Source organism: Arthrobacter globiformis (genome assembly GCF_030817195.1).
In the GTDB taxonomy this organism is placed as follows: domain Bacteria; phylum Actinomycetota; class Actinomycetes; order Actinomycetales; family Micrococcaceae; genus Arthrobacter; species Arthrobacter globiformis_D.
Window position 1 is genome coordinate 4,084,978 of sequence record NZ_JAUSYZ010000001.1, and the last position, 25,721, is coordinate 4,110,698.

The window sequence follows — 25,721 nt, forward strand, 5'->3', positions numbered from 1 at the left end:
TCCCGTCAGAACCTGCAGGACGTGAGGAAGCATCCGGGGTTAGCGGTCGAGGTCGCCGCGGATGAAGGCCTCAACCTTGTCGCGGGCGAGGTCGTCGTTGAACTGCTCCGGCGGGGACTTCATGAAGTAGCTCGATGCCGAGAGCAGCGGACCGCCGATGCCGCGGTCCAGGCCGATCTTGGCCGCTCGGATCGCGTCGATGATCACACCGGCCGAGTTGGGCGAGTCCCACACCTCGAGCTTGTACTCCAGGGACACCGGGGCGTCGCCGAAGTTGCGGCCTTCCAGGCGCACGAACGCCCACTTGCGGTCATCCAGCCACTGCACGTAGTCGGACGGGCCGATGTGGACGTCCTTCGCGGCCAGCTCGGCCTCGACGTTGGAAGTCACGGCCTGGGTCTTGGAGATCTTCTTCGACTCAAGGCGGTCGCGCTCCAGCATGTTCTTGAAGTCCATGTTGCCGCCCACGTTCAGCTGGTACGTGCGGTCCAGTGTCACGCCGCGGTCCTCGAACAGCTTCGCCATGACGCGGTGGGTGATGGTGGCGCCGATCTGGCTCTTGATGTCATCACCGACGATCGGCACGCCGGCGGCGGTGAACTTGTCCGCCCATTCCTTCGTGCCCGCGATGAACACCGGCAGCGCGTTCACGAACGCCACACCGGCGTCGATCGCGGCCTGGGCGTAGAACTCCGCAGCTTGCTGGGATCCGACCGGCAGGTAGCAGACCATGACATCGACCTGGGCGTCCTTCAGGGCCTGTACGACGTCGACCGGATCCTCGGTGGACTGCTCGATGGTCTCCAGGTAGTACCGGCCCAGGCCGTCCAGCGTGTGGCCGCGCTGGACGGTCACGCCGGTCGGCGGGACCTCGGCAAGCTTGATCGTGTTGTTTTCACTGGCCAGGATCGCATCGGCCAGGTCGATGCCAACCTTCTTGCCGTCCACGTCGAACGCGGCCACGAACTGGACGTCGTTGACGTGGTACTTGCCGAACTCAACATGCATCAGACCCGGAATCGTGGCCTGGGGGTCGGCGTCGCGGTAGTAATGAACACCCTGAACCAGCGAAGCGGCACAGTTGCCCACGCCGACGATGGCTACACGAATCGGATTTGAAGACACGGAACTCCTTTGAGAACAAAACTTCATGTGCCCTGCGCGTCTGTAACTTGCTGTACGACGGCGTCTGACGGGCACCGCGCCACGCGGCGCGCTTATCAGTCTAACCAAACGCCGCCGGGGCCGGCTTTGTTCCCGCCGTCCCCGGCCGCTTGATTACGTGTCGGCGTTAAAGTCGTGGTTCAGACCCGCTGCGCCCACAGGTTGATGTCGGATTCAACGGCGAACTCGTCGATCGCCGTCAGTTCCTCGCCGCTGAACTCAAGGTTGTTGATGGCGGCAAGGGAGTCCTCGAGTTGCCTGACGCTGGACGCCCCGATAAGCGCCGAGGTCACCGGGGAGCCCTTGGGCTGGTCGCGCAGGATCCAGGCGATGGCCATCTGCGCCAGCGACTGTCCGCGGCCGGCGGCAATGGCGTTCAGCCCCCGGACCCTGTCCAGTTTGTCCTCGGTCAGGGCCGATTCGGAGAGGAACCTCGCCTTGGCGGCACGGGAGTCGGCGGGGACGCCGTTGAGGTAGCGATCAGTCAGCATGCCCTGGGCCAGCGGCGAGAACGCAATGGAGCCGGCGCCCACCTGGTCCAGTGCCTCGTAAAGGTTGGGGGTCCCGTTCTCGGTCCAGCGGTTCAGCATGGAATAGCTGGGCTGGTGGATGAGCAGCGGCGTGCCGAGTTCCTTCAGGATGCGGGCTGCCTCGAGCGTCTGCTCCGGGGTGTAGGACGAGATGCCCGCGTAGAGGGCCTTGCCCGAGCGGACCGCGTAGTCCAGCGCGCTCATGGTCTCCTCCAGCGGCGTCTCCGGGTCCGGGCGGTGGCTGTAGAAGATGTCCACGTAGTCCAGGCCCATCCGCTGCAGCGACTGGTCCAGGCTGGAAATCAGATACTTCCGGGAGCCCCACTCGCCGTACGGACCGGGCCACATGTAGTAGCCGGCCTTGGTGGAGATGACCAGCTCATCGCGGTAAGGCTTGAAGTCGTCCTGAAGGTGCCGGCCGAAGTTGGTCTCGGCGGAGCCGTCCGGCGGCCCGTAGTTGTTGGCGAGGTCGAAGTGGTTGACGCCGAGGTCGAAGGCGCGGCGCAGGATGGCGCGCTGTTCATCGAAGCGCTTGTCGTCGCCGAAGTTGTGCCACAGGCCCAGCGAGATGGCCGGCAGTTTCAGGCCGCTGCGTCCGACGCGGCGGTACGGCATGGTGTCATAGCGGGTGTCCGAGGCCACATAAGTCATACGTTCCATCCTGCCAGCCGCGTCACGGCTGCGGGGCCGGCGTCCACCATCCGGTCACCGGCGGTGGACGCCGCCCCTGGCAGTTCACTCAGTCACTGACGACGGCGGCGCTCAGCGGCCCGAGCTCCGCACGCTCACCTTCCAGCCGGATGGCGTCGTCGGTGGCCAGCAGCAGGGCCGTCCCCGCGCCCCCGAGGCTCACCGGCTGCTCGGAGAAGTTGAGCAGCACCTGCACGCCACCGCGCCGGAACCGCAGCCAACGGGCGTCCTCGTCGAACTCCACCTGCGTTTCCTCAAAGCCCAGCTTGGTGAGGTCCGGCGTGGAGCGGCGCAGGGCGGTGAGCGAACGGTACAGCTCCAGCAGCCGGGCGTGATCGCCGTCGGCGGCTTCCGTCCAGTCCAGCTTGGACCGTCGGAAGGTCTCGGGATCCTGGGGATCAGGCACGACGGCGGGGTCCCACCCCATGCGCTCGAACTCCTTGATCCTGCCTTCCGCGGTGGCCTTGCCGAGTTCCGGCTCAGGATGGGAGGTGAAAAACTGCCACGGCGTGGTGGCGCCGTATTCCTCGCCCATGAACAGCATCGGCGTGAAGGGTCCGGTCAGGGTCAGCACTGCGGCTAGGGCCAGGCTCCCGTAAGGCAGCGTCTGCGAAAGCCGGTCCCCCGTGGCGCGGTTGCCGATCTGGTCATGGTTCTGCGAGCAGACCACCAGGGCGGACGGGTGCACGGCGCTGAAATTGATCGGCCTGCCGTGATGGCGTTCCCGGAAGCTGGAGTAGCTGCCGTCGTGGAAGAAGCCGTCCCGGAGCACCTTGGCCAGGGCCGCGAGCGAGTCGAAGTCACCGTAGTAGCCCGTGGTTTCGCCGGTGACGTTGACGTGGACCGCGTGGTGGAAGTCGTCGCTCCACTGCCCTTCCAGCCCGTACCCGTTGACGTCCCGCGGATAGAGCAACCGCGGGTTGTTGAGGTCGGATTCTGCAATGAGCGTCAGAGGCCGTCCCACTTCGGCGGAGATCTGGCTGGCCAACGCCCCGAAGTCCTCCAGAATGTGGACGGCCCGCTCGTCCTTCAGGGCGTGGACGGCGTCCAGCCGGAGGCCGTCCACGCGGTAGTCGCGCAGCCACATGGCCAGGTTATCCAGGATGAACCGGCGCACATGGTCGGAGCCAGGCCCGTCCAGGTTCACGGAGTCGCCCCACGTGTTACCCTCGCCCTGCTTGAGGTAGGGCCCGAACCGCGGCAGGTAGTTCCCGCTGGGGCCGAGGTGGTTGTAGACCACGTCCTGGATCACGCCGAGACCTGCCGCGTGGGCGGCGTCCACGAACCGCTGGTACGCCTCCGGTCCGCCGTATGCCTCGTGGACGGCGAACCACTGCACGCCGTCGTAGCCCCAGTTGTGCGTGCCGTTGAACGCGTTCACGGGCAGCAGTTCGATGAAGTCCACGCCCAGGCCGGCCAGGTAGTCCAGCTTGCCGGCGGCCGCCTCCAGCGTCCCTTCGGGCGTGAACGTGCCCACGTGGAGCTCATAGATGACCGCGCCCTGCAGTTCCCTGCCCTGCCAGCCGTCCTCCTGCCAGGTGTGCGCGCCGGGGTCGAACGTGCGGGACAGCGAGTGGACGCCGTCGGGCTGGCGCCGGGTCCGCGGATCCGGAAGCGGAGTTTCGTCGCCGTCCAGGAGGTACCCGTAGTCAACCTCGCCGGCTGCGGGTGCGTCGGCGGCGTTCCACCAGCCGTCATCTTCCGGTCCGGTGCCGGGCCGGCGCTGCATGGCGTAGCGCTCCCCGCCGGCCAGCAGCGTAACGGATTTTGCCAAGGGTGCCCAGACGTCGAAGCGCTCCGGGCCCTGTACGGGTTTCGCTGCTTCACGGGGGTATGTTGTCTGGCCTGCGTGCGTCATGATTTCCCTCCTGTCTGCGTCACTCCTGTCTGCGGCACCAGCAGCGCGACGGGGAAAGCCCGGAAGATGTCAGCGATCTTCACGGCCCCCGGTCCGAAGCCGGCACCGGTCAGTTCATCCTTCATGGCGGTTTTAAGTTCGACGGCGGTGTCCCGCCACCCGCCCGACTGTTCCAGTCCGTAGGGCAGCCGGGTGGCAAGGGTCAGCGCCCCCGGCGCTGCCGGGATGCCCCGGTCGAAGGCGAGCAGGTGCCCGGCCGCGGGGCCAGCGGCATTGACCGGCCGGTAACCCGTGAACAGCTGGGGCCGGTCACGGCGCAGCCGCAGCGCGCGCGAGGTCACAAGCAGCTTTGTCCGCTCATCCGTAAATAGCGGGGGCACGTCGCCGGCATCGAGCTGTTCTAGCGCGGCGCGCCGGTCATCGAAGCTGAATGGGCGACGGTTGTCCGGGTCCGTCAGCGACCGGTCCCAGAACTCCGTGCCCTGGTACACGTCCGGGACGCCGGGCATGGTCAGCTGCACGAGCTTGGCCGCCAAGGAGTTGGAGGCACCATGCGGCTCCAGGAGTTCCACGAGCGACTCGACTTCAGCCCGCACCGCGGGGTTGTCGAACGCGGCGTCGACGGCGGCGGCCAGCTTCTCCTCGAACGCCGGATCGGGATCGGTCCAGTTGGTCGAGTTCCCGGCTTCGCGCGCGGCCTTCAGCGCGTAGTACTGCAGGCGCTCCCGGCTGGCGGGCCAGGCGCCGGCGATGGCCTGCCACAGCAGAGCGGACAGCGGGCCGTCCGGCAGCGGGGCCAGTTCGCGCAGCCGGTTCAGGGCCCGCTCCCATTCGCCGGCGACCTCGGAGATGACCGAGATCCGCGCCCGGGTGTCCTCGCTGCGTTTGGTGTCGTGCGTGCTCAGCGTCGTCATGGACAGCGGAAGCTCTGCCTGCCGGCGGGCCATCCGGGCATGGAACTCGTCCGGCTCCACGGAGAACTCGGTGGGGTCGGCGCCCACTTCGGTGAGGGTGCCCAGCCGGTTGTAACGGAAGAACGCGGTGTCCTCCACGCCCTTGGCCATGACCATTCCCGAGGTTTGCTGGAAGCGCCGGGCAACCTCCAGGTCCGTGTCCAGCAACAGCGGTTGCAAGGCCTGGATGGCCTGGTCGAGTTCCGGCCGCCTGCGCGCGGCAAGCTCGCACGCCTCCTTCAGGACCTCCGCGCCCTCCGGCAGGTACGTGCGGTAGACCGGGAAGGCGGCGATGATCTCCGCGATGGCGTCCGCCGTGGCATCGGCGGGGAGTCCGGCGTCGTCCGGAACCAGCCGGGCCAACCGCAGGATCTCCGAGTGCAGGATGCCGTCAGTGATCCGGCGCTTGGTTCCCCGGATCATGTCCTCGTAGTCGGCAGGCTCCCCGCCGCGCAGCGAGGCGTCCAGCCGGTCCAGCGGTTCCTGGCCGCGTGGATCCACGAAAACCCGGTCCACGTCCGCGAGAGCGTCGTAACCCGTGGTGCCCTCGCACTCGAAGCTGGCCGGCAGCTCCTCTCCCGGCTCGAGGATCTTTTCGATCAGCAGGTAGGCGCCGCCGGTGGCCTCCCGGAGCCGCTTCAGGTACCCCTCGGGGTCGGCCAGGCCGTCCGGGTGGTCGATCCGCAGTCCGTCCGCGAGCCCCTCACGGAACCAGCGCACCACTTCCTCATGGGCTTCATCGAAGACGGCGGGAATCTCCACGCGGACGCCGGCGAGCGTGTTCACCGCGAAGAAGCGGCGGTAGTTCAGCTCGTTGTCCGCGCGCCGCCAGCCCATGAGTTCGTAGTGCTGCCGGGCGTGGACGTCACGCGGAGAATCGCCCTCGGTGTAGCTGCCGTCGGCCAGCGGGAAGCGGTGGTCGTAGTACCGCAGCTCCCCGTCCTTGATTTCGAGCTGGTCCAGGTCGTCGTCGCTGCCGAGGACCGGGAGCCGGATGCGTCCCCCGGCGAGGTCCCAGTCGACATCGAACGCTTCCGCGTAGCGGGACTGGCGCCCTTCCTTAAGCAGCGACCACCACCAGGGGTTCTGCGCCGGCGTGGCTACGCCGACGTGGTTGGGCACGATGTCGATCAGCACGCCCATGCCGGCGGCCCGGGCCGCCTTGGAGACGGCGGCCAGGCCCTCCGGGCCGCCGCGTTCGGGGTCGACGGCGGAGGGGTCGGTGACGTCGTACCCGTGATCGGAGCCCTGCTCCGCGGTCAGGACCGGTGACAGGTAGACCCAGTCGACGCCGAGCGAGCGCAGGTACGGCACGGTTTCAGCGGCGTCGAACAGCGTGAACCCCTGCCGGATCTGCAGCCGGTACGTGGAGACGGGGGTTTTCATGCGTCCTCCCCTGCGGGCTTAACCGCCTTCAAGTGGCCGCCGCGCTTACCAGCAGGCTTGGTGCCCGGCTTTTTTGCCGGCTGCTCCGCTGCGGCCTTCGCAGGCGCCGCAGCCGGCCCTGCATCAGGTTCTGCAACCGGGTCAGCAGTAGGCTCTGCAACCGGGTCCGCGGCAGGTTCAGCCGCAGCAGTATCTGCCGGGTCTGCAGCCGGGTCAGCCGGCTTTTTCGTCCTGGCCGGCTCGGGAACAGCGGGTGCGGTGAGGGCCGCGGTCTCAGCGGTAGCGGTCTGGGTCAGCGCTGCGAGCGAGGCGGCCACGGAATGGTCCGGCTCCTCCTCGGGTGCGCTGTGGGCGCGCAGCACCACCAGGGATTTGGCGGCGACGGACAGGATGGTGCCGGCGTCCGCGGGCTTGGAGTCTGCGCCTTCGCCTGCGGTGTCGATGATGACGTCCCAGGCCGGTGCGTACTCGTCCGGCGGCAGCGTGAACTCAACGTCGCCGTCATGCGCGTTGAAGTACAGCAGGAAGTTCACGTCCGTGATCCGGCGGCCACGGCTGTCGTGGCCCTGGATGCCGTCGCCGTTGAGGAACATGCCCACGGAACGGCCGAAGCCGCTGTCCCAGTCCTCCGGCTGCATGAGGTTGCCGTCGGGGTCGAGCCAGACGATGTCCGGCAGTCGTTCGCCTTCGCCTCGCCGCACGGGCCGGCCGTCGAAGAAGCGGCTGCGCCGGAAGGTGGGGTGCTTGGCGCGCAGCGAGTTGACGGCTGCGGTGAATTCGATGAGCGGCTGGTCCACGCTGTCCCAGTTGACCCAGGTCAGTTCGGAGTCCTGACAGTACCCGTTGTTGTTGCCCTGCTGCGTGCGGCCGAGCTCGTCGCCGTGCAGGATCATGGGCACGCCCTGGGAGAGCAGCATCGTGGCGATGAAGTTGCGCTGCTGCCGTGCCCGGAGCCCCAGGACCTTGGGATCGTCCGAGGGGCCCTCCGCCCCGCAGTTCCAGGACCGATTGTGCGATTCGCCGTCCTTGTTGTCCTCGCCGTTGGCGTCGTTGTGCTTCTCGTTGTAGGACACCAGATCGCGCAGCGTGAAACCGTCGTGTGCGGTGACGAAGTTAATGGACGCCACCGGGCGGCGGCCGGAGTGCTCGTAGAGGTCCGCCGAGCCGGTGATGCGGGAGGCGAACTCGCCCAGCGTGGCGGGTTCGCCGCGCCAGAAATCGCGTACGGTGTCGCGGTACTTGCCGTTCCATTCGGTCCACTGCGGCGGGAAGTTGCCCACCTGGTACCCGCCGGGCCCGACGTCCCACGGCTCGGCGATGAGCTTGACCTGGGACACCACCGGGTCCTGCTGGATGAGTTCGAAGAACGTGGAGAGCCTGTCGACGTCGTAAAATTCACGGGCCAGTGCCGCGGCGAGGTCGAAGCGGAATCCGTCCACGTGCATCTCGGTGACCCAGTAGCGGAGGGAATCCATGAGCAACTGCAGGGAGTGCGGCTGGCGGACGTTCAGGGTGTTGCCCGTGCCCGTATAGTCCATGTAGTACTGCTTGTCGTCCTCCACCAGGCGGTAGTAGGCCTCGTTGTCGATGCCCTTGAAACTCAGGGTGGGGCCGAGGTGGTTGCCTTCGGCGGTGTGGTTGTAGACGACGTCGAGGATGACCTCAATGCCTGCCCGGTGCAGTGAGCGGACCATCGCCTTGAAGTCCTGGACCTGCTGGCCGGTGTCGCCGGTGGAGCTGTAGGTGTTCTGCGGCGCGAAGAAGCCGATGGTGTTGTAGCCCCAGTAGTTGCTCAGGCCCTTCTCCTGCAGGGTGCCGTCGTTGACGAACTGGTGCACGGGCATGAGCTCGATCGCGGTGACGCCCAGCTTCTGCAGGTGCGAGATCACGGCAGGGTGTGCCACGCCGGCGTACGTGCCGCGCTGCTCCTCGGGAATCTCCGGGTGCAGCTCGGTGAGCCCCTTGACGTGCGCCTCGTAGATGACCGACTTGTGGTACGGGATGCGCAGGTTCTGGTCGTTGTCCCAGTCGAAGAACGGGTTGATGACCACGCCCATCATCATGTGCGGCGCGGAGTCGGCGTCGTTCTTGGAGGAGGGGTCGCCCATGTTGTACGAGAACAGGGCCGGATCCCAGTCGATCTGGCCGGAGACTGCCTTGGCGTAGGGGTCAAGGAGCAGCTTGTTGGCGTTGAAGCGCTGGCCCTTGGCGGGGTCATAGGGTCCGTGGACCCGGTACCCGTATTTCTGCCCTGGCTGGATCTGGGGCAGGTAGCAGTGCCACACATAACCGTCGACTTCGCGGAGTGTGACCCGGGTTTCGGTCCCCTCGTCGTCGAAGAGGCACAGTTCCACCTTGTCTGCGTGCTCGCTGAACAATGCGAAGTTGGTTCCAGTGCCGTCAAATGTGGCTCCCAGCGGGTAAGCCGATCCGGGCCAGATTTCCATTCGTGCTCCTATACATCGTCCAACACTGCGTACCGCAGGTCATCACGCACTACCTGCAGGTAACTTGTCTTACCGTAGCGGGTGGGTGTGACTATTACGCGACCCATCGCTAATTACTAAGCGTGCTGACTTTACCCCATATTTCGGGTAGGGCGTCGGATATCCGCCCCGCCGTCAGCGGACCGCCGGCCGCCGCTGCGGCTCCGGCATGGCCGTGCAGGCTTGCCCCCATGGCGGCAATGGCCGCCCAGCGTTCGTCCGGATCGATGCCCCTTTCTCGGAAGCGTCCGACGTCGGGCCCCACCTGGGCGAGCAGCGCACCGATGATTCCGGCCAGCACATCACCGCTTCCGGCGGTGGCCAGCCAGGGCGTGCCCTCGGACTGGCTGTAGAAATCCTGGTATGGGGACGCCACCAGCGTGCTGGCGCCCTTCAGCAGCACTGTGGCCTCGGTCAGGCCGGCGGCGCGGCGCACGGCAGCGAGGGTGGAGGCTTCGACGGCCCCGCGGTCCAGGTCGGCGCCGAGTCGCTGCAGCAGGGTGGCCAGCTCCCCGGCGTGCGGCGTCAGCACCACCTGCGGAGCCAGCACGTCGGGCATCACAGGCAGGGCACCGGCGTCGGCCACGGTGGGCAGGCCGGAGTCGACGGCGTCGCGGACCCGCTGCATCTCGTCCTCGTCCTTGCCGTCCATCCCGGAACCGACCAGCCAGGCCTGGACGTGGGTCTCTGCCACCGTGCCGGTGCTGCAGACCACCTCGGGGCAGCTGTGGCGGATAAGGTCGGCGACCTCGGGCGGCCCGACGTAGCGGACCATCCCGACGCCCGCGGAGAGCGCCCCGCGGCAGGCGAGCACGGCGGCGCCGGGGTAGGCCGGGGATCCGGCCACCACTCCGAGGACGCCCCGCGAATACTTGTGGGCGCGCCGTGCGGGACGCGGGAGCAGGGCGGCCAGGTCGGCGGCCTCCAGGCGGCGCAGGGCGGGCCACGGGAGTGCGTCCTCAATGCCGATCGGGACCACCACCACCCGGCCGGCGAAATCCGCTCCCGGGTCCACCAGCAGACCGGCCTTGGCCCCACCGAACGTGACGGTGACGTCGGCGGGCAGCACGGGGCCGCCGGCCTCGCCGGTGTCCGCATCAACGCCACTGGGCACGTCACACGCCACCACGAGGCCGTGGGACCTTTCCGCCAGCCGGGACACGAGGTCCGCCGAGGCTCCCCGGAGTCCGCCCTGGGCGCCGGTTCCGAGCAGCGCGTCAATAACGACGTCGGCCCTGCCGGCCAGCGCTGCCAGCTCACCGGCGTTCGCGTCAGTCAGCGTCAGCACCCGGCCGCCGGCGCGCCGAAAGGCGGCCAGACCGTCCGGGTGGGCCGAGTCAGAGGCGAGGACCGCCGTCGTCCGCATTCCCCGTCCGGCGAGGTGCGCGGCAGCGAAGAGGCCGTCGCCGCCGTTGTTGCCCTTGCCGGCCAGGACGGCGACGCTGGAGCCGTAGAGGCGGCGTCCGCGGCTGCGCAGCTCCGCGATGGCAGCGCCGGCCATGCCGCGGGCAGCCCGCTGCATGAGAACAGCGCCCATACCTGAATCCAGCAGGGGCTTTTCAGCCTCCCTGATCTGGGTTCCGGTATAGGCGCTGATCATATGGTCAGTCCGTCCGGGGTCAGCCCTCGGCCAGCACGGTGGCCGTGGCAATGCCGCCGTCGTGGCTCATGGAGAGATGCCACCGTTTGACGCCCTTGGCTTCGGCCACGGCGAGCACCGTTCCCTTGACCTGGATGGTCGGGCCGTTCTGGTCCAGCCCGATCCAGCAGTCCTGCCAGTTCATGCCTGCAGGCGCACCCAGGACCTTGGCAACAGCCTCCTTGGCGGCAAACCGCGCCGCCAGGGAGCGGGTGTTCAGGTCCCGTTCGGCCGGCACAAACAGCCGGTCCCGCAGCCCGGGGGTGCGCTCCAGCTGCCGTCCGAAGCGCTCGATGTCCACTACGTCTACGCCGATGCCAACAATCATGGGCTTACTCTACTGTGACGCTCTTGGCCAGGTTGCGCGGCTGGTCCACGTCGTAGCCCTTGGCGGCGGCAAGTTCGCACGCGAAGATCTGCAGCGGGACCGTGGTGAGCAGCGGCATGAGCAGCGTCGGGGTTTCCGGGACGTAGAAGACGTGCTCGGCGTAGTCCCGGACCGCTTCGTCGCCTTCCTCGGCGATCACCAGGGTGCGGGCACCGCGGGCCCGGATCTCCTGGATGTTGGACACCACCTTGGAGTGCAGCGAGTCGCGGCCGCGCGGGGACGGGACCACCACGAACACCGGCTGGCCCTCGTCGATCAGCGCGATCGGGCCGTGCTTGAGCTCACCGGCGGCGAAGCCCTCGGCGTGGATGTACGCGATTTCCTTCAGCTTCAAAGCGCCCTCGAGGGCAACCGGAAAGCCAACGTGACGGCCCAGGAACAGCACGGACTTCTCGTCCTTCATGCTGCGTGCAAGCTCACGCAAGGGGCCCGCGTTGTCCAGGATCTTCTGAATCTTGGCCGGGATCTTGCCCAGGTCCGCGAGGACGTCCTTGATCTGGCCGGAGAAGATGTTCCCGCGCAGCTGCGCCAGGTACAGGCCCAGCAGGTACGCCGCGGTGATCTGGGCCAGGAACGCCTTGGTAGAGGCCACCGCGATCTCCGGGCCGGCGTGCGTGTACAGCACCGCGTCGGACTCCCGCGGAATCGTGGAGCCGTTGGTGTTGCAGATCGACACCGTCTTGGCGCCCTGCTCGCGGGCGTACCGCACTGCCATCAGCGTATCCATCGTCTCGCCGGACTGGCTGATCGAGACCACCAGGGTGTTCGCATCCACGATCGGGTCCCGGTAACGGAACTCGTGCGCGAGCTCCACCTCGGTGGGGATCCGGCACCAGTTCTCAATCGCGTACTTGGCCACCAGGCCCGCGTACGCTGCAGTGCCGCAGGCCAGCACGATGATCTTGTTGACCTTCTTCAGCAGCTCCGGATCAATCCGCAGCTCATCCAGGGTCAGCCTCCCGTTCAGGTCCGAACGCCCCAGCAGGGTCTGCGCCACGGCGTCGGGCTGGTCATGGATTTCCTTCTCCATGAAGGAGCTGAAGCCACCCTTTTCCGCCGAGGCGGGGTCCCAGTCCACGTGGTATTCCTTGCCCTGCGCCGGGGCACCGAAGAAGTCCGTGATCTCCACCGTGTCAGCGGTGATCGTCACGATCTGGTCCTGGCCCAGCTCCACCGCACGGCGGGTGTAGTCAATGAACCCGGACACGTCCGAGCCCAGGAAGTTCTCACCCTCACCCAGACCCACCACCAGCGGGGAGTTCCGGCGGGCCGCGACCACCACGTCAGGCTGGTCAGCGTGCACCGCGAGCAGCGTGAACGCGCCCTCCAGCCGCTGGCAGGCCAGCTCCATCGCCCGGGTCAGGCCGCCGTCCGAGACGTCCCCGCCCAGCTTGTTCCGGAAAATGTCACCCAGCAGCGCCGCGGCCACCTCGGTGTCCGTCTCCGACGCGAAGACAACACCCTTGGCCAGCAGCTCCTGCTTCAGCTCAGCAAAGTTTTCAATGATGCCGTTGTGGATCACCGCGAGCTTCCCGCCATCAGACAGATGCGGGTGCGCGTTCTGATCCGTCGGGCCACCATGCGTGGCCCACCGCGTGTGCCCGATACCGGTCAGCGACTCCGGCAACGGCCGCTCCTCCAGCTCGGCCAGCAGGTTGCTCAGCTTTCCGGACTTCTTCCGCGAGGAAATCTCCCCGTCAGCCACCACGGCAACACCGGCCGAGTCATAGCCCCGGTACTCCAGGCGGCGCAATCCCTCAAGAACAACATCCAACGCGCCGTGCCCGGCATCAGCCCGGCCCGACGAACGGCCAACATAACCCACGATTCCACACATGGGTATAAGCCTAACTGGCTTTGCGGAGAACCGACGTCGGATGACTTTCTCCTGCGTCTCAGTCCGACGTCCTTCGTCAGCGCGCCCGTGGCGTCATCGCCGCGTACGGACGCCCAGGACGGCGAGCAGCACGCACTGGCCGATGGGGCCGCGGTAACGCAAAAGGTCAAGATGCACCCAAGAAGGGGCGCATTTCGCTCTCGGCGCCGGGAGGGGCAGAATCTCTAGGGTGACTTTGCAACGCAACGAAGCGAACGGAGAGGGTGTTTCCCCGTTCGTGGAGCTGGACCGGCAGACCTGGTCCCGGCTTTCGGCCCAGATGGAGCAGCCCCTTAATGAAGAGGACGTGCTGCGCCTTCGCGGCCTTGGTGACCCCTTGGACATCAGCGAGGTGCGCGAGGTCTACCTCCCTCTGTCACGGCTGTTGCATCTGTACGTGGAAGCCGCCGGTCAGCTGCATGCAGCCACCACAACATTCCTTGGCGAGAAGACCCAGCGCACGCCGTTCGTAATCGGCGTTGCCGGTTCCGTGGCCGTGGGCAAGTCCACCATCGCGCGTGTCCTCCGCGAGATGCTGCGGCGCTGGCCGGGCACGCCGAACGTCGAGCTCATCACCACCGACGGTTTCCTGTATCCCCTGGCCGAGCTCAAGCGCCGGCAGCTGCTGGACCGCAAGGGTTTCCCGGAGTCGTACGACCGCCGCGCGCTGTTGCGTTTCGTGAGCGAGATCAAGGGCGGCGCCGAGGAGGTGCGGGCACCCTGGTACTCGCACGTGACCTATGACATCGTCCCCGGCAAGGAAGTGGTGGTCCGGCGTCCGGACGTCCTCATTGTCGAGGGCCTGAACGTGCTCGCTCCCGCGCGGCCGCGGCACGACGGCCGCCAGGGGCTGGCGCTGAGCGACTTCTTCGACTTTTCCATCTATGTTGACGCCAAGACGTCATATATCGAGGAATGGTACGTGGACCGGTTCCGCAAACTCCGTTCCACCGCCTTCGCGCAGCCGGAGTCGTACTTCCACCGCTATGCCACGTTGTCCGATTCCGAAGCCGAAGCGACGGCCCGCGACATCTGGAAGCGCATCAATGAGCCCAACCTGGAAGAGAACGTGCTGCCCACCCGGGGACGGGCGCAGCTTGTACTCACGAAGGAAGCGGACCACTCCGTCCGCAGGATGCTACTGAGGAAGGTCTAGCACGCATGTGCTGTAACTGCTCTCCGGGGCCCTCCGCCGACGCCCAGCCCGGACCACAACACCCCACCCGCCGCGCGGTCGCGCGGCTCCTGATGACCGGCACCGGCCTGTCGGCCCTCGCGGCCTGCACCCCCGGCCCTGCACCGGACGCTCCGACAACGGGTTCGACCGCCTCGGGCACGGCGTCGTCGAGTACTTCCGGCAAAGCCTCACCGGCCGCGTCCACCCCGGGGTCCGGCTCCGCGACCGCCGGCAGCTCTGCCAAGGCATCCGTAACGGCTTCCCCGGCGGCCTCCGCTGCGTCGTCGGCCACCCCGTCCGCAAAGTCGCCGACGGCGACGACGACGGCGGCGGCAGCCCCGCCGTCGGCCGCGTCACGTCTGGCCAAGCAGCACTCCCTGACCGCGCCCGCCAGCCCCTGGGTGATCGTCAATAAGCACCGCCCGCTCAAGCCGGCCAACTACGTTCCCGCCGATCTGGTCCAACCGCGCGTGGCCCTCGCCGTCACCGGCGAGGCGGCCCAGTTGAACAGCACGACGGCGGCTGCCGCAGAACGGATGTTCGCCGCCGCAGCGGCGGACGGCGTCACCATGACGCTGGCGAGCGGCTACCGGTCCTACGCGACGCAGACCGTCACGTACAACGGCTGGGTGAGCTCCCAGGGGCGGGCCGCGGCGGACACCGCCTCGGCCCGGCCGGGCTATTCCGAACACCAGACAGGATGGTCGTTCGACATCGGCGACGGCGGCGGCGCCTGCAGCTTCCAGCCCTGCTTCGCCGAGCAGCCTGCCGCCGTCTGGGCCAAGGCAAACGCGCACCGTTTCGGCTTCGTGGTCCGGTATCCGTGGATGCAGCACACCATCACCGGATACTTTTACGAATCGTGGCACCTGCGGTACATCGGTGCGGAGGCGGCCACGGACATGCGGAGGCACGGCATCGCCACCCTGGAGCAGTATTTCGGCCTGCCGGCCGCTCCCGGCTACCGCTGACGCTGGTGCGCTGTTGCCTGCCCACCGTGGGACGGTCAACGTCCCGTAAACCGTCCCGTAAACAGGGTGCGGTAGTTTGGTTGGCATGCTTAGTGGATTCAAAAAGTTCATTCTCAAGGGAAACGTCATTGACCTGGCCGTGGCGGTGGTCATCGGATCAGCGTTCAGCGCCGTGGTGGATGCGCTGGTCAAGAGTGTCCTGATGCCGCTGATCTCGTTGCTGGTCGGAGAGCCGAACTTTGATGATTTCCTGGCGTTCGGCGACGTCCGGTTCGGCGTGCTGCTTACCGCCATGGTCAACTTCCTGCTGGTTGCCTCCGCACTCTACTTCGTCATCGTCGCCCCGATGAACCGGCTGATCGAGCACCGCAACCGCAAGCTGGGCATCGGGCAGGACACCAAGAAGGAAGCGGCCGAGGATCCGCAGATAGCCCTGCTGAAGGAAATCCGCGACGCCCTGCAGCGCCAGAACCAGACCCAGAACCAGGCGGCCAAATAGCGCCAGCCGCACCAGCCTGGCCCCACAGGCCAGCGAACGGCCACCAAGGCAACTACGCGCGCCCCAAGGCAACGAAAAAAGCAGCCCGCCTCCGTCAGGGAGGCGGGCTGCTTTGCAGTCAGTGCGAAACTCAGTCGACGAGTTGCAGTGCCAGCTGGGTCTTCACAACCTGGGCGAGGCGTTCGGCAATGACCTGGGCGGTCTGCTGGTCGCCGGCCTCCACCATGACGCGCACAACGGGCTCAGTGCCGGAGGGGCGCAGGAGCACTCGGCCGGTGTCGCCCAGTTCGGCTTCGGCGGCCCTGACGGCTGCAGCCAGCGTCCCGTCACCGCTGACGCGGCTCCGGTCCACGTCCTTCACGTTGATGAGGACCTGGGGGAGCTTGGTCATGATCGTGGCGAGCTCTTTGAGCGGACGGCCCGTCAGGGCCACCTGTGCCGCCAGCTGCAGGCCAGTCAGCACGCCGTCGCCGGTGGTGGCGTAGTCGGCGAGGATCACGTGGCCGGATTGTTCGCCACCCAGGTTGTAGCCGCCGTCGCGCATTTGCTCCAGCACGTAGCGGTCCCCCACGCCCGTCTCGCGGATGGCGATGCCCGCGTCGCGGAGCGCGATCTTGAGGCCGAGGTTGCTCATCACGGTGGCCACAAGGACGTTGTCCGTAAGCTTGCCGGCCTTCTTCAGGGCGACGGCGAGGATGGCCATGATCTGGTCGCCGTCCACCTCGTTGCCTTCGTGGTCCACGGCCAGGCAGCGGTCGGCGTCGCCGTCGTGGGCGATGCCGAGGTCGGCGCCGTGCTCCACCACGGCCGCCTTGAGCGGGCCGAGGTGCGTGGAGCCCACACCTTCGTTGATGTTCAGGCCGTCCGGTTCGGCGCCAATGACGACGACGTCAGCGCCGGCGTCCTTGAAGACCTGGGGGGAACAGCCGCTGGCGGCACCGTGCGCGCAGTCGAGGACCACCTTTAGGCCGTTGAGGTTGTGCGGGAGGGTTCCCAGGAGGTGGACGATGTAGCGGTCCTCGGCGTCGGAGAATCGCTGGATGCGGCCCACCTCGCCGCCCACCGGGCGGAAGGCTTCCTTGCCCATTTGGGCCTCGATGGCGTCTTCCACCTCGTCGGGGAGCTTCTGGCCGCCGCGGGCGAAGAACTTGATCCCGTTGTCGGGAGCCGGGTTGTGCGAGGCGGAGATCATGACGCCGAAGTCGGCGTTCAGGTCTGCCACGAGGTAGGCGGCTGCGGGAGTGGGCAGGACGCCGGCGTCGTAGACGTCGATGCCGGAGCTGGAGAGCCCGGCTTCCACGGCCGCCGCGATGAACTCACCGCTTGCGCGGGGATCCCTCGCCACGACGGCACGCGGGCGTGCACCTTCGCTGGTGCGTTCATGGCCAAGCACGACGGCGGCGGCCTGGGCCAGCTGCAATGCGAGCTCGGCAGTCAGCAGGCCATTCGCCAGGCCCCGGACACCGTCTGTTCCAAATAATGTAGACATCGGGGTCAAGTTTAGACGATTCAGCTGCCCGTCCCGGCCCCTGGTAGCTGCCGCGGCACCGCGCGTCGGCGTTTGTCCTGTTCAGAGCCTCATGGCAGCGCGTCACACGCGGCAGGCTACCCAATCGCTGCTCGACGGCGGACGGGAATTAACGGCAGAAGCCCGCCCCGCCAATGGCGGAACGGGCTTCTGAAAGCGCCTGACGGCGCTTCGCAAGCGGATTTAGCGCTTGGAGTACTGCTGAGCCTTGCGTGCCTTCTTGAGACCGGCCTTCTTACGCTCGATGACGCGGGCGTCACGGGTGAGGTAGCCGGCCTTCTTCAGGGTGGCGCGGTTGTTCTCGACGTCGATCTCGTTCAGCGAACGTGCGATGCCGAGGCGCAGTGCACCGGCCTGGCCGGAGGGGCCACCGCCGTGGATGCGGGCGATGACGTCGTAGGCGCCTTCGAGATCCAGGATCTTGAAGGGCTCGTTGACGTCCTGCTGGTGCAGCTTGTTCGGGAAGTAGTTATCCAGCTCGCGGCCATTGATGGTCCACTTGCCGGAGCCCGGCACAACGCGAACGCGTGCAACGGCTTCCTTGCGGCGGCCAACAGCTGCGCCGGCAACGGTCAGTGCCGGGCGCTCCTTCTTCGGGGCAGCTTCAGCAGCGCCGCTTTCCGAGGTGTAGCTGGTCAGGTTTTCCTCAGCCTCAACGGCTTCGGTGGTCAGTTCATCGTTCTGAGCCACGGTTCTCCTTGTAGATAAAAGTGTTGGTGGCCAGGACTACTGGGCGACCTGGGTGATTTCGAAAGTCTTGGGCTGCTGGGCTGCGTGGGGGTGCTCGGCGCCACGGTAGACCTTCAGCTTGCTCAGCTGCTGGGCAGCGAGGGAGTTCTTCGGGAGCATGCCCTTGATGGCCTTCTCAACGGCGCGGACCGGGTTGGACTCAAGCAGTTCCGCGTAGTTGACGGAGGTCAGGCCGCCCGGGTAACCGGAGTGGCGGTATGCGCGCTTCTGCTCCAGCTTGGCGCCGGTGAGGGCAACCTTTTCAGCGTTGATGATGATGACGAAGTCGCCCATGTCCATGTGGGACGCAAAGGTCGGCTTGTGCTTTCCGCGCAGCAGTGTTGCGGTCTGGCTGGCAAGACGACCCAGGACAACGTCGGTGGCGTCAATGACGTGCCACTGGCGGTTGATATCGCCGGGCTTCGGGGTGTACGTACGCACGGTGTTTGCCTCGTTCTTGTTCTGGCGTTCTTGTTTTAGGCGTCACGCGGGGTGCGCCTACTATCTATGCGCGACCGGAACAGAGGTGAGGGCTCTATGGACCAGTTATCCCCTAGTCCCGAAAATGCCCGTTGGGTAGCGATCCTGCAACTGGATCCCCAAGCGGGCACGCATCATCGAGAAAGGACACGCACAACGACTACCAAGAATAGCGCCAACCGGAGGCCCGGGTCAAAATGGGGTATCCGGTGGCGGGGGCTTGGGGTCCTGCGCCAGTGCCGGGCCCTTCCAGCCAGGAGTCCATGTGTCGTCAGCAGGTATCGCCGCCAGTGCCGGGCCGCTCTTTGCCGTGGCCATTGGACTCCTTGGCATTCTACTGAGCCCGCTTGCTGAATTCCTCATCGCCCGCACCCTCCCTCGCCTGGGTGGATTGCCGGGTGCACGGACAAGAATTACGACGGCGGCACTCACCGGATTGCTGTGCGGCGCCCTTGCGCTGAGGTTGGGGATGGAGTGGTCACTGCCGGCTTTTCTACTGCTGGCTGTCCTCGGCGTGCAGCTGGCCCGCATTGACCTGGCTCACCATTTGCTGCCGAATCCCCTCGTGCTAACGCTGCTGGTGGCCGGTCTCGCGCTCCTCTTTCTGGGCAGCTCCGCCGCGGCAGAGTGGGACGAACTGCTTCGCGCGGCGGCAGGGGCCGCCGCTTTGTTCGTCACTTTCCTGATTTTGGCCCTGATTTCGCCAAACGGTATCGGCATGGGGGACGTCAAGCTTGCCGCCCCGGTGGGCCTTTACTTGGGCTACTTGGGGTGGAGCCAGCTGTTCTACGGCGGAGCACTCGGCTTCGTCCTGGGCGGGATTTTATCCGTCGTTTTGATTAGGCTAAAACGCGCCAATTTGAGCTCGGAAGTCGCATTTGGACCGTCGATGCTGGCTGCTGCCTTAGGCACTGTTTTATTGGCATCGTAAAGATCGGCATTGCAGGTGAAACGTTGAATTTCCTACAAGAACCTTGATGAATTCTTGGGTGTCCAAGTAGACCAGTGCTTGTATTTTTCCTAATCCGAGTACCTGCTTGGGGGGAATACTTATTTCCTTGGGGGGAAAGTCGGGTAGAACTACGCATTGTTGCCGGCGTCGGTCAGGTGGATTCTTTAGCTATCGAAGTGCCAGCCCTTTCGCGGTATGGGGGAGGCTGGAATTCGGTGCATTTATTCCATCGAACTTAAGGAAATAACAATGACTACTCTTATGGTCTCCGTTCTTGCCTTCGTGTCCGGAATCAAGGACCGGCTGAATTCCGAGAAAGGCGCCACCGCCACCGAGTATTCACTGCTCGTGGCCTTCATCGCGTTCATCATCGTTGCCGGCGTCACGACGTTCGGCAACGGCCTCAGCGCTTGGTTCGCGGAGCTCGGCGGACACGTCGCAGCCTGGGCCAACTAGCGAGATAACCAAGCAGTTTCTCAACTCCCCCCGCGTGCCGCGTCCACTAAAGCGGACGCGGCACGCTCCCCAATCCAGCTGTCCCTATTCGCGGAGGGTCCAGTGAAACGCAGAAGTTCACGCTCCACCAGGGGAGTCCGTGCCCAGAAAGATCGCGGCGCGGTTGCCGTCGAGTTTGCTTTGGTTGCGCCCATCCTTCTGGCGCTGGTGGCAGGCATCGTCGAGTTCTCACACGCCTACAACCTGCAGATATCGGTCACCCAGGCCGCCCGGGAAGCAGCCAGGGAAATGGCCATCGAGGACGACCAGGGCGCAGCAGCCCTCGCCGCGGCCGCCGGCGCACCCGGACTCAGCACCGGTGACTTCCAGTACTCATTCAGCCCCGCCGCCTGCGCCGATGGCAACAACATGACCGTCACCATCACATACCCCGCAGCTACCCTGACGGGGCTCTTCGGAAGTTCCGTCACCGTGACCGGAGTAGGAGCCATGCGATGCGGCGGCTAAAAAATACCCCAAAAGACAGTGAGCGTGGCGCCGCCGGCGTCCTAGTGGCCGTCATGATGTTGGTCCTCATCGGGGCCGGCGCCCTTGCAGTGGACGTAGGCCAGATATATGCCGAGCGGGCGCAACTCCAGAACGGCGCCGATGCAGGCGCGATTGCTGTGGCCCAGGCCTGTCATGCCACCGGGTGTAGCCAGGCGGACGCCGAAGCGGTTGCAGAAGCACTCGCGAACGGAAATTCCAACGACGGACAGTCCAACGTTTCCGAGGTTGATTTGTCTGTAGCAGACCAGGTCACCGTCAGGACCACCACTCAGAACGGCAGCAACAGCTTTCTGAGCAAGCTGTTCGCGCGCGTCCTGAACGCACCGCCGGTCTCTGTGGGGGCCTTCGCAATAGCCTCCGCGGAACCGCCCTCGGGCGGCAAAGGCTTCCCGCTGGCGATTTCAGACAATTGCTACAACCTTTCGGAGGCGAGTCCGACCGCGCAGGTCCAGAAGATTTCCTATAAGCCGGGCGGAACCTGCACCGGACCGTCGGGCACACAGATTCCTGGCGGATGGGGCTGGCTGGACCAGAGTTCGCCGTGCGAGGCAGCCACGCAAACCGGCGCTAATCAGATCGGTTCGGACCCGGGCAACAATCCCCCGTCCGGATGCGCCGCCGTCCTCGATGGCTGGAAGAGCACCATCCTGGCCGGCGGAGAGGTCAAGGTGGCCTTCCCCATCTTCGATGACGCCACAAACCAGGGACAAAACGGCCAGTTTCACATCATCGGCTATGCGACGTTCAAGATCTGGGGCTGGAAGTTCGGCAACAACCACGACTACGAATTTCGAAACACGGCAACTGATCCTGGCATGAATGCCGCCCTAGCCTGTGCGGCAGGCAACAACCGCTGCATTATCGGCCAGTTCGTCAAATTCGAGTCAATTGACGCCTTCGGCGGGTCGGGTGGAGGAGCGGATTTGGGAACCGTGAACATCAAGCTCATCGATTAGGGCGCGCAAAAGACAATCGAAATAGACATTTCTTAAGGGGAAACCAGTGAAAGCTCGTTTAGTGGGAGGTATTGCCGCGCTCTTGGTGGCAATTATCGGGACAGTTCTTTTGGTCAATTACGTACAGAATGCGGATAAGCGTGCCTTGGCGGACACTGAAACCGAATCCGTCTATGTGGTGGAGAAGACCATCTCGGCCGGCACCGGAATCGGTAAGGCTGCCGGCGCCGTCGTTCGTAAAGAAGTACCGAAACTGGCTGTGGCCGCAGGCGCCGTGACCGACCTTAACCAGGTTGGCCAGAAGGTCGCCGCCGTGGACCTGATGCCGGGCGAGCAGCTCCTCACAACCCGCATGGTGGACGCCGATTCCATCCTCGGGCCGGCCCGAGTACCGGTTCCCGCGGGCATGCAGGAGATCACACTGAAGCTTCCCATCGAGCGAGTGGTTGGCGGCACGCTGGCAGCAGGCGACACCGTTGGTGTCTTCCTGTCCGTGGAGGACACCGCTGCAAAGTCCGGCGGAACCCAACTGACCTTTCACAAGGTCCTGGTCACGGCGGCCCAGTTCAGCAACGGCAGCACTGCCAAGTCCCAGGAAGCCGCCGCCGAGGAGGATTCAGCGAAGGGTTCCCTCAACTCGAAGAAGTCCGCTTCGTCAGATGACACCTACCTCATCACTCTCGCCCGAAGCTCGGCCGACGCTGAGCGGATCGTTTTCGCCACCGAGTTCGGCAGCGTTTACCTTTCCAAGGAGCCGGCGACCGCTGTGGAGGGTACATCCGGCGTAGTGAACACCGGAAGGCTGTTCCGATGAGCCGCTTCGTCCTCATCACGCCGGACGCCGAGTTCGAACGCCGCATGCAGCTGGCTGTGTCCGGCATGCACGGGTCGCTGCGGGTGTTCCAGGCGGACTATCTGCCCGAGAGCCCGCAGGACTTCCTCCGGCAGCTCGTCGGTGAGCCGCCGGAGGTGCTGATCCTCGGACCCGGCCTGCCCGTTGACGGCTCCCTGAAACTGGCCTCTGTCATGGATCTGCAGTACCCCGAAATCAGCGTTGTCCTGGTGGTGCCCGAAACGAAGGAAGTCGTCCTCCAGGCAATGCGTTCGGGGGTCCGCGACCTGCTGGACCCGGCCGCCGACCCCGATGCCATCCGCGTCCTGCTGGAGCGGGCCAGCCTCGCCGCCGCGGGCCGCCGTCGTGTTTTGGCTCCGGGGGCGTCCGAGCACGCCGACCACGGAGAGGGCGGACGTGTCATTGCCGTCATGTCCCCCAAAGGCGGGGTCGGCAAGACCACTGTGGCAACCAATCTCGCCGTCGGCCTTGGCAAATCCGCGCCCATGAGCGTGGTGATCGTGGACTTGGACCTGCAGTTCGGCGATATTGCCAGCGGACTCATGCTGGATCCGGAACACACCATCACCGACGCCGTGGTTGGCGCGGCCAGCCAGGACTCCATGGTCCTGAAGGCGTACCTCACCGTCCACCCCGCCGGGATCTACGCCCTCTGCGCGCCGCGGAACCCCATTGAGATGGACAGGATTTCCGGTGAACAGGTCAGCCGGCTCCTGAACCAGCTGCGCGAGGAGTTCCACTACATCGTGGTGGACACGGCACCGGGCCTGGGGGAGCACGTGCTGGCGACGCTGGAACAGGCCACGGACGCCGTGTGGATCTGCGGCATGGACATTCCCAGCATCCGGGGACTCAGGACTGGCTTCCAGATCCTGGCCGAGCTCGGACTGCTGCCGGAGAAACGGCATGTGGTGCTGAATATGACGGACCGTCGGGCAGGCCTCACACTGCAGGACATCGAGGCCACGATCGGCGCCCCCGTGGACGTTGCACTCCCCCGCTCCAAGACGCTTCCCTTCTCCACCAACAAGGGAGTGCCCATCCTCCAGGACGGCAGCCGGGACTCAGCCGCACAAGGGCTCCGCCAACTGGTGGAGCGCTTCAAACCGAACTGGGAAGAAAGACCCCACAAGAAGCTGCACAGAAGGGCGGTAGTCCAGTGAACCTCACAGACCGGTTCCAGAACCTCCGGGGCGAACCCAAGCCCAACCCCGAGAAGCCACAGCCCGCTGACGTCTTCAAGCCAAAGCCGGCAGCCGCCACCCTTGGCAAGAAACATGACGAGCAGGCCGCAGGCTCGGCGGCGAGCGCCACTGCAGCCCTGGAGATGCCAGCCGTCGCTTCCGTTGCCAGCGAGGCCCTGAATGCCCTTAAGGAGCGGGCAACGCAGACGCTCTTTGAACGGCTGGGTTCACGGCTCACCGACTCCACGCTCGAGGACGAGGAACTCCATCAGTTTGTCCGGGATGAACTGAAAATCGTCGTAGACGAGGAGCAGGTTCCACTGTCCGGCCCCGAGAGGCAGCGGCTCATCCGGGACATCATCGACGACGTCCTGGGCCATGGTCCCATCCAGCGGTTCCTCGATGACCCCTCCATTACGGAGGTCATGGTCAACCGCTACGACCAGGTCTACGTGGAACGCCAGGGCCGCATCTTGCCCACGGACACGAAATTCACCTCGGACGACGCGCTGCGCCGGGTGATCGACCGCATCGTGTCGAAGGTGGGCCGCCGCATCGACGAATCCTCCCCACTGGTGGACGCGCGGCTCGCGGACGGCTCCCGCGTCAACGCCATCATTCCGCCGCTGGCCGTTAACGGGCCGGCACTGACCATCCGGAAGTTCGGCCGGGAGGCTCTGACAGTCCATGACCTAGTGTCCCTTGGCAGCCTATCGCCCGAGATGGCGGAGCTCCTGAACGCCTGTGTCGTGGCCCGGATGAACATCATCGTTTCCGGTGGCACCGGAACCGGAAAGACAACGCTCCTCAATGTGCTGTCGGGATTCATCCCGCCCGAGGACAGGATCGTCACCATCGAGGATGCCGTGGAACTCCAGCTCCAGCAGGAGCACGTCATCCGGCTCGAAAGCCGCCCGCAGAACATCGAGGGCAAAGGTGAGGTATCCATCCGGGACCTCGTCCGGAACTCGCTCCGCATGCGGCCGGACAGGATTGTGGTGGGTGAGGTCCGCGGCGGCGAATGCCTCGACATGCTGCAGGCGATGAACACCGGCCACGACGGTTCCATCTCCACCGTGCACGCCAATTCGCCGCGGGATGCCATTGCCAGGCTCGAGACGCTGGTGCTGATGGCAGGAATGGACATTCCGCTTCGTGCCGTGCGGGAACAGCTCGCCTCCGCCGTCAACCTGGTGGTGCACATCACCAGGATGCGCGACGGCTCTCGCCGGGTCACCCACATCACCGAGGTGCAGGGCATGGAAGGCGACATCGTCACACTCCAGGATGCCTTCGTGTTTGACTACTCGGCAGGCATGGACGCCAACGGCCGCTTTCTCGGGAAGCCGGTGCCGACGGGCGTCCGGCCACGGTTTACGGAGCGATTCGCCGAGCTCGGCATCGAGATTTCGCCGGCCGTGTTCGGAGCGTCCCTCATCGGTGTGGCGCCGTCAAGGGGGCGGTGACAGTGCAAGGCGACTCCGGCGTTTTCGTGGTGGCACTAGTCCTCCTGTACCTCGCCATCTTCCTGGTCTTCGGGGTAGCCCTCAGGCCAAATTCTGGCCTTCCAATGTCCCGCCGCAGGCCTGATGTCCCAGTCCAGGCCTCTTCGCTGACCCGGCTGACTGACCAAGCCGTGGGCGCGTTGAACAAGGGCCTCAAAAAGCGCGGAACGGGCCTGCTTACCCAGGAACGGCTGGATGAATGCGGGCTGAAGAAGGAACCTGGCGATTATCTGATCATGTCGGGGGTGATCACCCTGACGGCCGGGGTCGTCGGCTTTATCCTTGGCGGCGTTTTCGCCGCTGTCCTCCTGACTCTGCTGACCCCGCTGGGACTGCACCTGCTGCTGAACGCCCTGGCAGCGCGCCGTCGTCGGCAGTTTGACCAGCAGGTGCCGGACACGCTGCAGATGTTCTCCGGCGGTCTGCGGGCTGGCCACAGCCTGCTGCGGGCGGTGGATGCGGCCGGGCAGGAAAGCCAGCCGCCGATGTCCGAGGAGCTGGGCCGGATTGTCAACGAAACCAGGATCGGCCGGGACCTCGGCGAGTCCCTGGCGGACGTGGCCAGGCGCACCCGGAGCGAGGATTTCCTCTCCATTTCGCAGGCCATCGAGATCCACCGGGAGGTGGGCGGTGACATCGCGGAGGTGCTGGACCACCTGGGTGACACTGTCCGCGACCGCAACCAGGTGCGGGGCCAGATCCGGGCGCTGAGCGCTGAAGGCCGGATGTCGGCGATCGTGCTCATGGCTCTCCCGATCGTGATGTTCGTTGGCCTCACAACGTTCAACGACCTCTACTCCCGGGTCTTCACCGCCACCCTGCCTGGCTACCTCATGATCGCCGCGGCAGTCGTCCTGCTCACCGCGGGCGGCTTCTGGCTCAGCCGGATCATCAAACCAAAGTTCTAGAAAG

General features: G+C 65.8%; 22 protein-coding genes. 11 read left to right on the forward strand and 11 right to left on the reverse strand.

Features of this window, described 5'->3' with window-relative positions; genetic code table 11:
- Positions 1-39: 39 nt before the first annotated feature.
- The 8 genes from QF036_RS18600 to glmS form a co-directional block, all read right to left on the reverse strand.
- Positions 40-1,125 (reverse strand): inositol-3-phosphate synthase, encoded by a 1,086-nt coding sequence (locus tag QF036_RS18600; protein ID WP_307104234.1) that lies wholly within the window; start codon positions 1,123-1,125, stop codon positions 40-42.
- Between the two features lie 179 nt (positions 1,126-1,304).
- Positions 1,305-2,345 carry an L-glyceraldehyde 3-phosphate reductase gene (gene mgrA, locus QF036_RS18605; protein ID WP_307106000.1) on the reverse strand — a complete coding sequence of 347 codons (1,041 nt, stop codon included), beginning with the start codon at positions 2,343-2,345 and terminating at the stop codon, positions 1,305-1,307.
- An 88-nt stretch (positions 2,346-2,433) separates the two neighbouring features.
- Positions 2,434-4,242 (reverse strand): malto-oligosyltrehalose trehalohydrolase, encoded by a 1,809-nt coding sequence (gene treZ / locus QF036_RS18610; protein ID WP_307104236.1) that lies wholly within the window; start codon positions 4,240-4,242, stop codon positions 2,434-2,436.
- A complete protein-coding gene (gene treY, locus QF036_RS18615) occupies positions 4,239-6,581 on the reverse strand; it encodes a malto-oligosyltrehalose synthase (RefSeq protein ID WP_307104238.1) in 2,343 nt (780 codons plus the stop codon). Before treY ends, treZ begins: the two co-directional genes overlap by 4 nt.
- Positions 6,578-9,028 (reverse strand): glycogen debranching protein GlgX, encoded by a 2,451-nt coding sequence (glgX, locus tag QF036_RS18620; protein ID WP_307104240.1) that lies wholly within the window; start codon positions 9,026-9,028, stop codon positions 6,578-6,580. Before glgX ends, treY begins: the two co-directional genes overlap by 4 nt.
- Before the next feature lie 109 nt (positions 9,029-9,137).
- Positions 9,138-10,667: an NAD(P)H-hydrate epimerase gene (locus tag QF036_RS18625; protein WP_307104242.1), complete on the reverse strand. Its 1,530-nt coding sequence runs from the start codon at positions 10,665-10,667 to the stop codon at positions 9,138-9,140.
- A gap of 19 nt (positions 10,668-10,686) precedes the next feature.
- Positions 10,687-11,034, reverse strand: coding sequence for a holo-ACP synthase (locus tag QF036_RS18630; protein ID WP_307104244.1), 348 nt, complete (start codon positions 11,032-11,034; stop codon positions 10,687-10,689).
- Between the two features lie 4 nt (positions 11,035-11,038).
- The gene (glmS, locus tag QF036_RS18635; protein ID WP_307104246.1) at positions 11,039-12,931 is read right to left on the reverse strand and encodes a glutamine--fructose-6-phosphate transaminase (isomerizing); all 1,893 of its coding nucleotides are present in this window, start codon (positions 12,929-12,931) and stop codon (positions 11,039-11,041) included.
- A 229-nt stretch (positions 12,932-13,160) separates the two neighbouring features.
- On the opposite strand from glmS, the gene coaA reads away from it, so the two are divergent.
- From coaA to mscL, 3 genes are all read left to right on the forward strand, one after another.
- Entirely contained in the window at positions 13,161-14,126 is a 966-nt protein-coding gene (gene coaA, locus QF036_RS18640) for a type I pantothenate kinase (RefSeq protein ID WP_307104248.1), read from the forward strand.
- Positions 14,127-14,131: 5 nt separating this feature from the next.
- Complete coding sequence (locus QF036_RS18645; RefSeq protein WP_307104250.1) at positions 14,132-15,118, forward strand: M15 family metallopeptidase; 987 nt, start codon at positions 14,132-14,134, stop codon at positions 15,116-15,118.
- Between the two features lie 85 nt (positions 15,119-15,203).
- Entirely contained in the window at positions 15,204-15,617 is a 414-nt protein-coding gene (gene mscL / locus QF036_RS18650; RefSeq protein ID WP_307104252.1) for a large conductance mechanosensitive channel protein MscL, read from the forward strand.
- A 130-nt stretch (positions 15,618-15,747) separates the two neighbouring features.
- On the opposite strand, the gene glmM is transcribed toward mscL, so the two are convergent.
- The 3 genes from glmM to rplM form a co-directional block, all read right to left on the reverse strand.
- Positions 15,748-17,106 carry a phosphoglucosamine mutase gene (gene glmM / locus QF036_RS18655; RefSeq protein WP_307104254.1) on the reverse strand — a complete coding sequence of 453 codons (1,359 nt, stop codon included), beginning with the start codon at positions 17,104-17,106 and terminating at the stop codon, positions 15,748-15,750.
- A gap of 222 nt (positions 17,107-17,328) precedes the next feature.
- Positions 17,329-17,835: a 30S ribosomal protein S9 gene (gene rpsI, locus QF036_RS18660; protein ID WP_003805350.1), complete on the reverse strand. Its 507-nt coding sequence runs from the start codon at positions 17,833-17,835 to the stop codon at positions 17,329-17,331.
- A gap of 36 nt (positions 17,836-17,871) precedes the next feature.
- Positions 17,872-18,315 (reverse strand): 50S ribosomal protein L13, encoded by a 444-nt coding sequence (rplM, locus tag QF036_RS18665; protein ID WP_003805351.1) that lies wholly within the window; start codon positions 18,313-18,315, stop codon positions 17,872-17,874.
- A gap of 304 nt (positions 18,316-18,619) precedes the next feature.
- Between rplM and QF036_RS18670 the strand changes: the two genes are divergently transcribed.
- From QF036_RS18670 to QF036_RS18705, 8 genes are all read left to right on the forward strand, one after another.
- The gene (locus QF036_RS18670) at positions 18,620-19,285 is read left to right on the forward strand and encodes a prepilin peptidase (protein ID WP_307104258.1); all 666 of its coding nucleotides are present in this window, start codon (positions 18,620-18,622) and stop codon (positions 19,283-19,285) included.
- A gap of 270 nt (positions 19,286-19,555) precedes the next feature.
- Positions 19,556-19,762 (forward strand): Flp family type IVb pilin, encoded by a 207-nt coding sequence (locus QF036_RS18675; RefSeq protein WP_307104260.1) that lies wholly within the window; start codon positions 19,556-19,558, stop codon positions 19,760-19,762.
- 102 nt (positions 19,763-19,864) lie between these two features.
- Entirely contained in the window at positions 19,865-20,269 is a 405-nt protein-coding gene (locus QF036_RS18680; protein ID WP_307104261.1) for a TadE/TadG family type IV pilus assembly protein, read from the forward strand.
- The gene (locus QF036_RS18685; RefSeq protein WP_307104263.1) at positions 20,257-21,267 is read left to right on the forward strand and encodes a TadE/TadG family type IV pilus assembly protein; all 1,011 of its coding nucleotides are present in this window, start codon (positions 20,257-20,259) and stop codon (positions 21,265-21,267) included. Before QF036_RS18680 ends, QF036_RS18685 begins: the two co-directional genes overlap by 13 nt.
- Positions 21,268-21,313: 46 nt before the next feature.
- A complete protein-coding gene (cpaB, locus tag QF036_RS18690; RefSeq protein ID WP_307104265.1) occupies positions 21,314-22,081 on the forward strand; it encodes a Flp pilus assembly protein CpaB in 768 nt (255 codons plus the stop codon).
- Positions 22,078-23,283: an AAA family ATPase gene (locus QF036_RS18695; protein WP_307104267.1), complete on the forward strand. Its 1,206-nt coding sequence runs from the start codon at positions 22,078-22,080 to the stop codon at positions 23,281-23,283. The genes cpaB and QF036_RS18695 overlap by 4 nt, the downstream gene beginning before the upstream one ends.
- Complete coding sequence (locus tag QF036_RS18700; RefSeq protein ID WP_307104269.1) at positions 23,280-24,770, forward strand: CpaF family protein; 1,491 nt, start codon at positions 23,280-23,282, stop codon at positions 24,768-24,770. The genes QF036_RS18695 and QF036_RS18700 overlap by 4 nt, the downstream gene beginning before the upstream one ends.
- Positions 24,767-25,717 (forward strand): type II secretion system F family protein, encoded by a 951-nt coding sequence (locus QF036_RS18705; RefSeq protein ID WP_307104271.1) that lies wholly within the window; start codon positions 24,767-24,769, stop codon positions 25,715-25,717. Before QF036_RS18700 ends, QF036_RS18705 begins: the two co-directional genes overlap by 4 nt.
- Positions 25,718-25,721 lie beyond the last annotated feature (4 nt).

Excerpts from the sequence above, each read along its gene's own strand:
- mgrA (WP_307106000.1), bottom strand. The coding sequence starts at position 2,345 with ATGACTTATGTGGCCTCGGACACCCGCTATGACACCATGCCGTACCGC.
- treZ (WP_307104236.1), bottom strand. The coding sequence starts at position 4,242 with ATGACGCACGCAGGCCAGACAACATACCCCCGTGAAGCAGCGAAACCC.
- treY (WP_307104238.1), bottom strand. The coding sequence starts at position 6,581 with ATGAAAACCCCCGTCTCCACGTACCGGCTGCAGATCCGGCAGGGGTTC.
- glgX (WP_307104240.1), bottom strand. The coding sequence starts at position 9,028 with ATGGAAATCTGGCCCGGATCGGCTTACCCGCTGGGAGCCACATTTGAC.
- QF036_RS18625 (WP_307104242.1), bottom strand. The coding sequence starts at position 10,667 with ATGATCAGCGCCTATACCGGAACCCAGATCAGGGAGGCTGAAAAGCCC.
- QF036_RS18630 (WP_307104244.1), bottom strand. The coding sequence starts at position 11,034 with ATGATTGTTGGCATCGGCGTAGACGTAGTGGACATCGAGCGCTTCGGA.
- glmS (WP_307104246.1), bottom strand. The coding sequence starts at position 12,931 with ATGTGTGGAATCGTGGGTTATGTTGGCCGTTCGTCGGGCCGGGCTGAT.
- QF036_RS18645 (WP_307104250.1), top strand. The coding sequence starts at position 14,132 with ATGTGCTGTAACTGCTCTCCGGGGCCCTCCGCCGACGCCCAGCCCGGA.
- mscL (WP_307104252.1), top strand. The coding sequence starts at position 15,204 with ATGCTTAGTGGATTCAAAAAGTTCATTCTCAAGGGAAACGTCATTGAC.
- glmM (WP_307104254.1), bottom strand. The coding sequence starts at position 17,106 with ATGTCTACATTATTTGGAACAGACGGTGTCCGGGGCCTGGCGAATGGC.
- QF036_RS18675 (WP_307104260.1), top strand. The coding sequence starts at position 19,556 with ATGACTACTCTTATGGTCTCCGTTCTTGCCTTCGTGTCCGGAATCAAG.
- QF036_RS18685 (WP_307104263.1), top strand. The coding sequence starts at position 20,257 with ATGCGGCGGCTAAAAAATACCCCAAAAGACAGTGAGCGTGGCGCCGCC.
- QF036_RS18695 (WP_307104267.1), top strand. The coding sequence starts at position 22,078 with ATGAGCCGCTTCGTCCTCATCACGCCGGACGCCGAGTTCGAACGCCGC.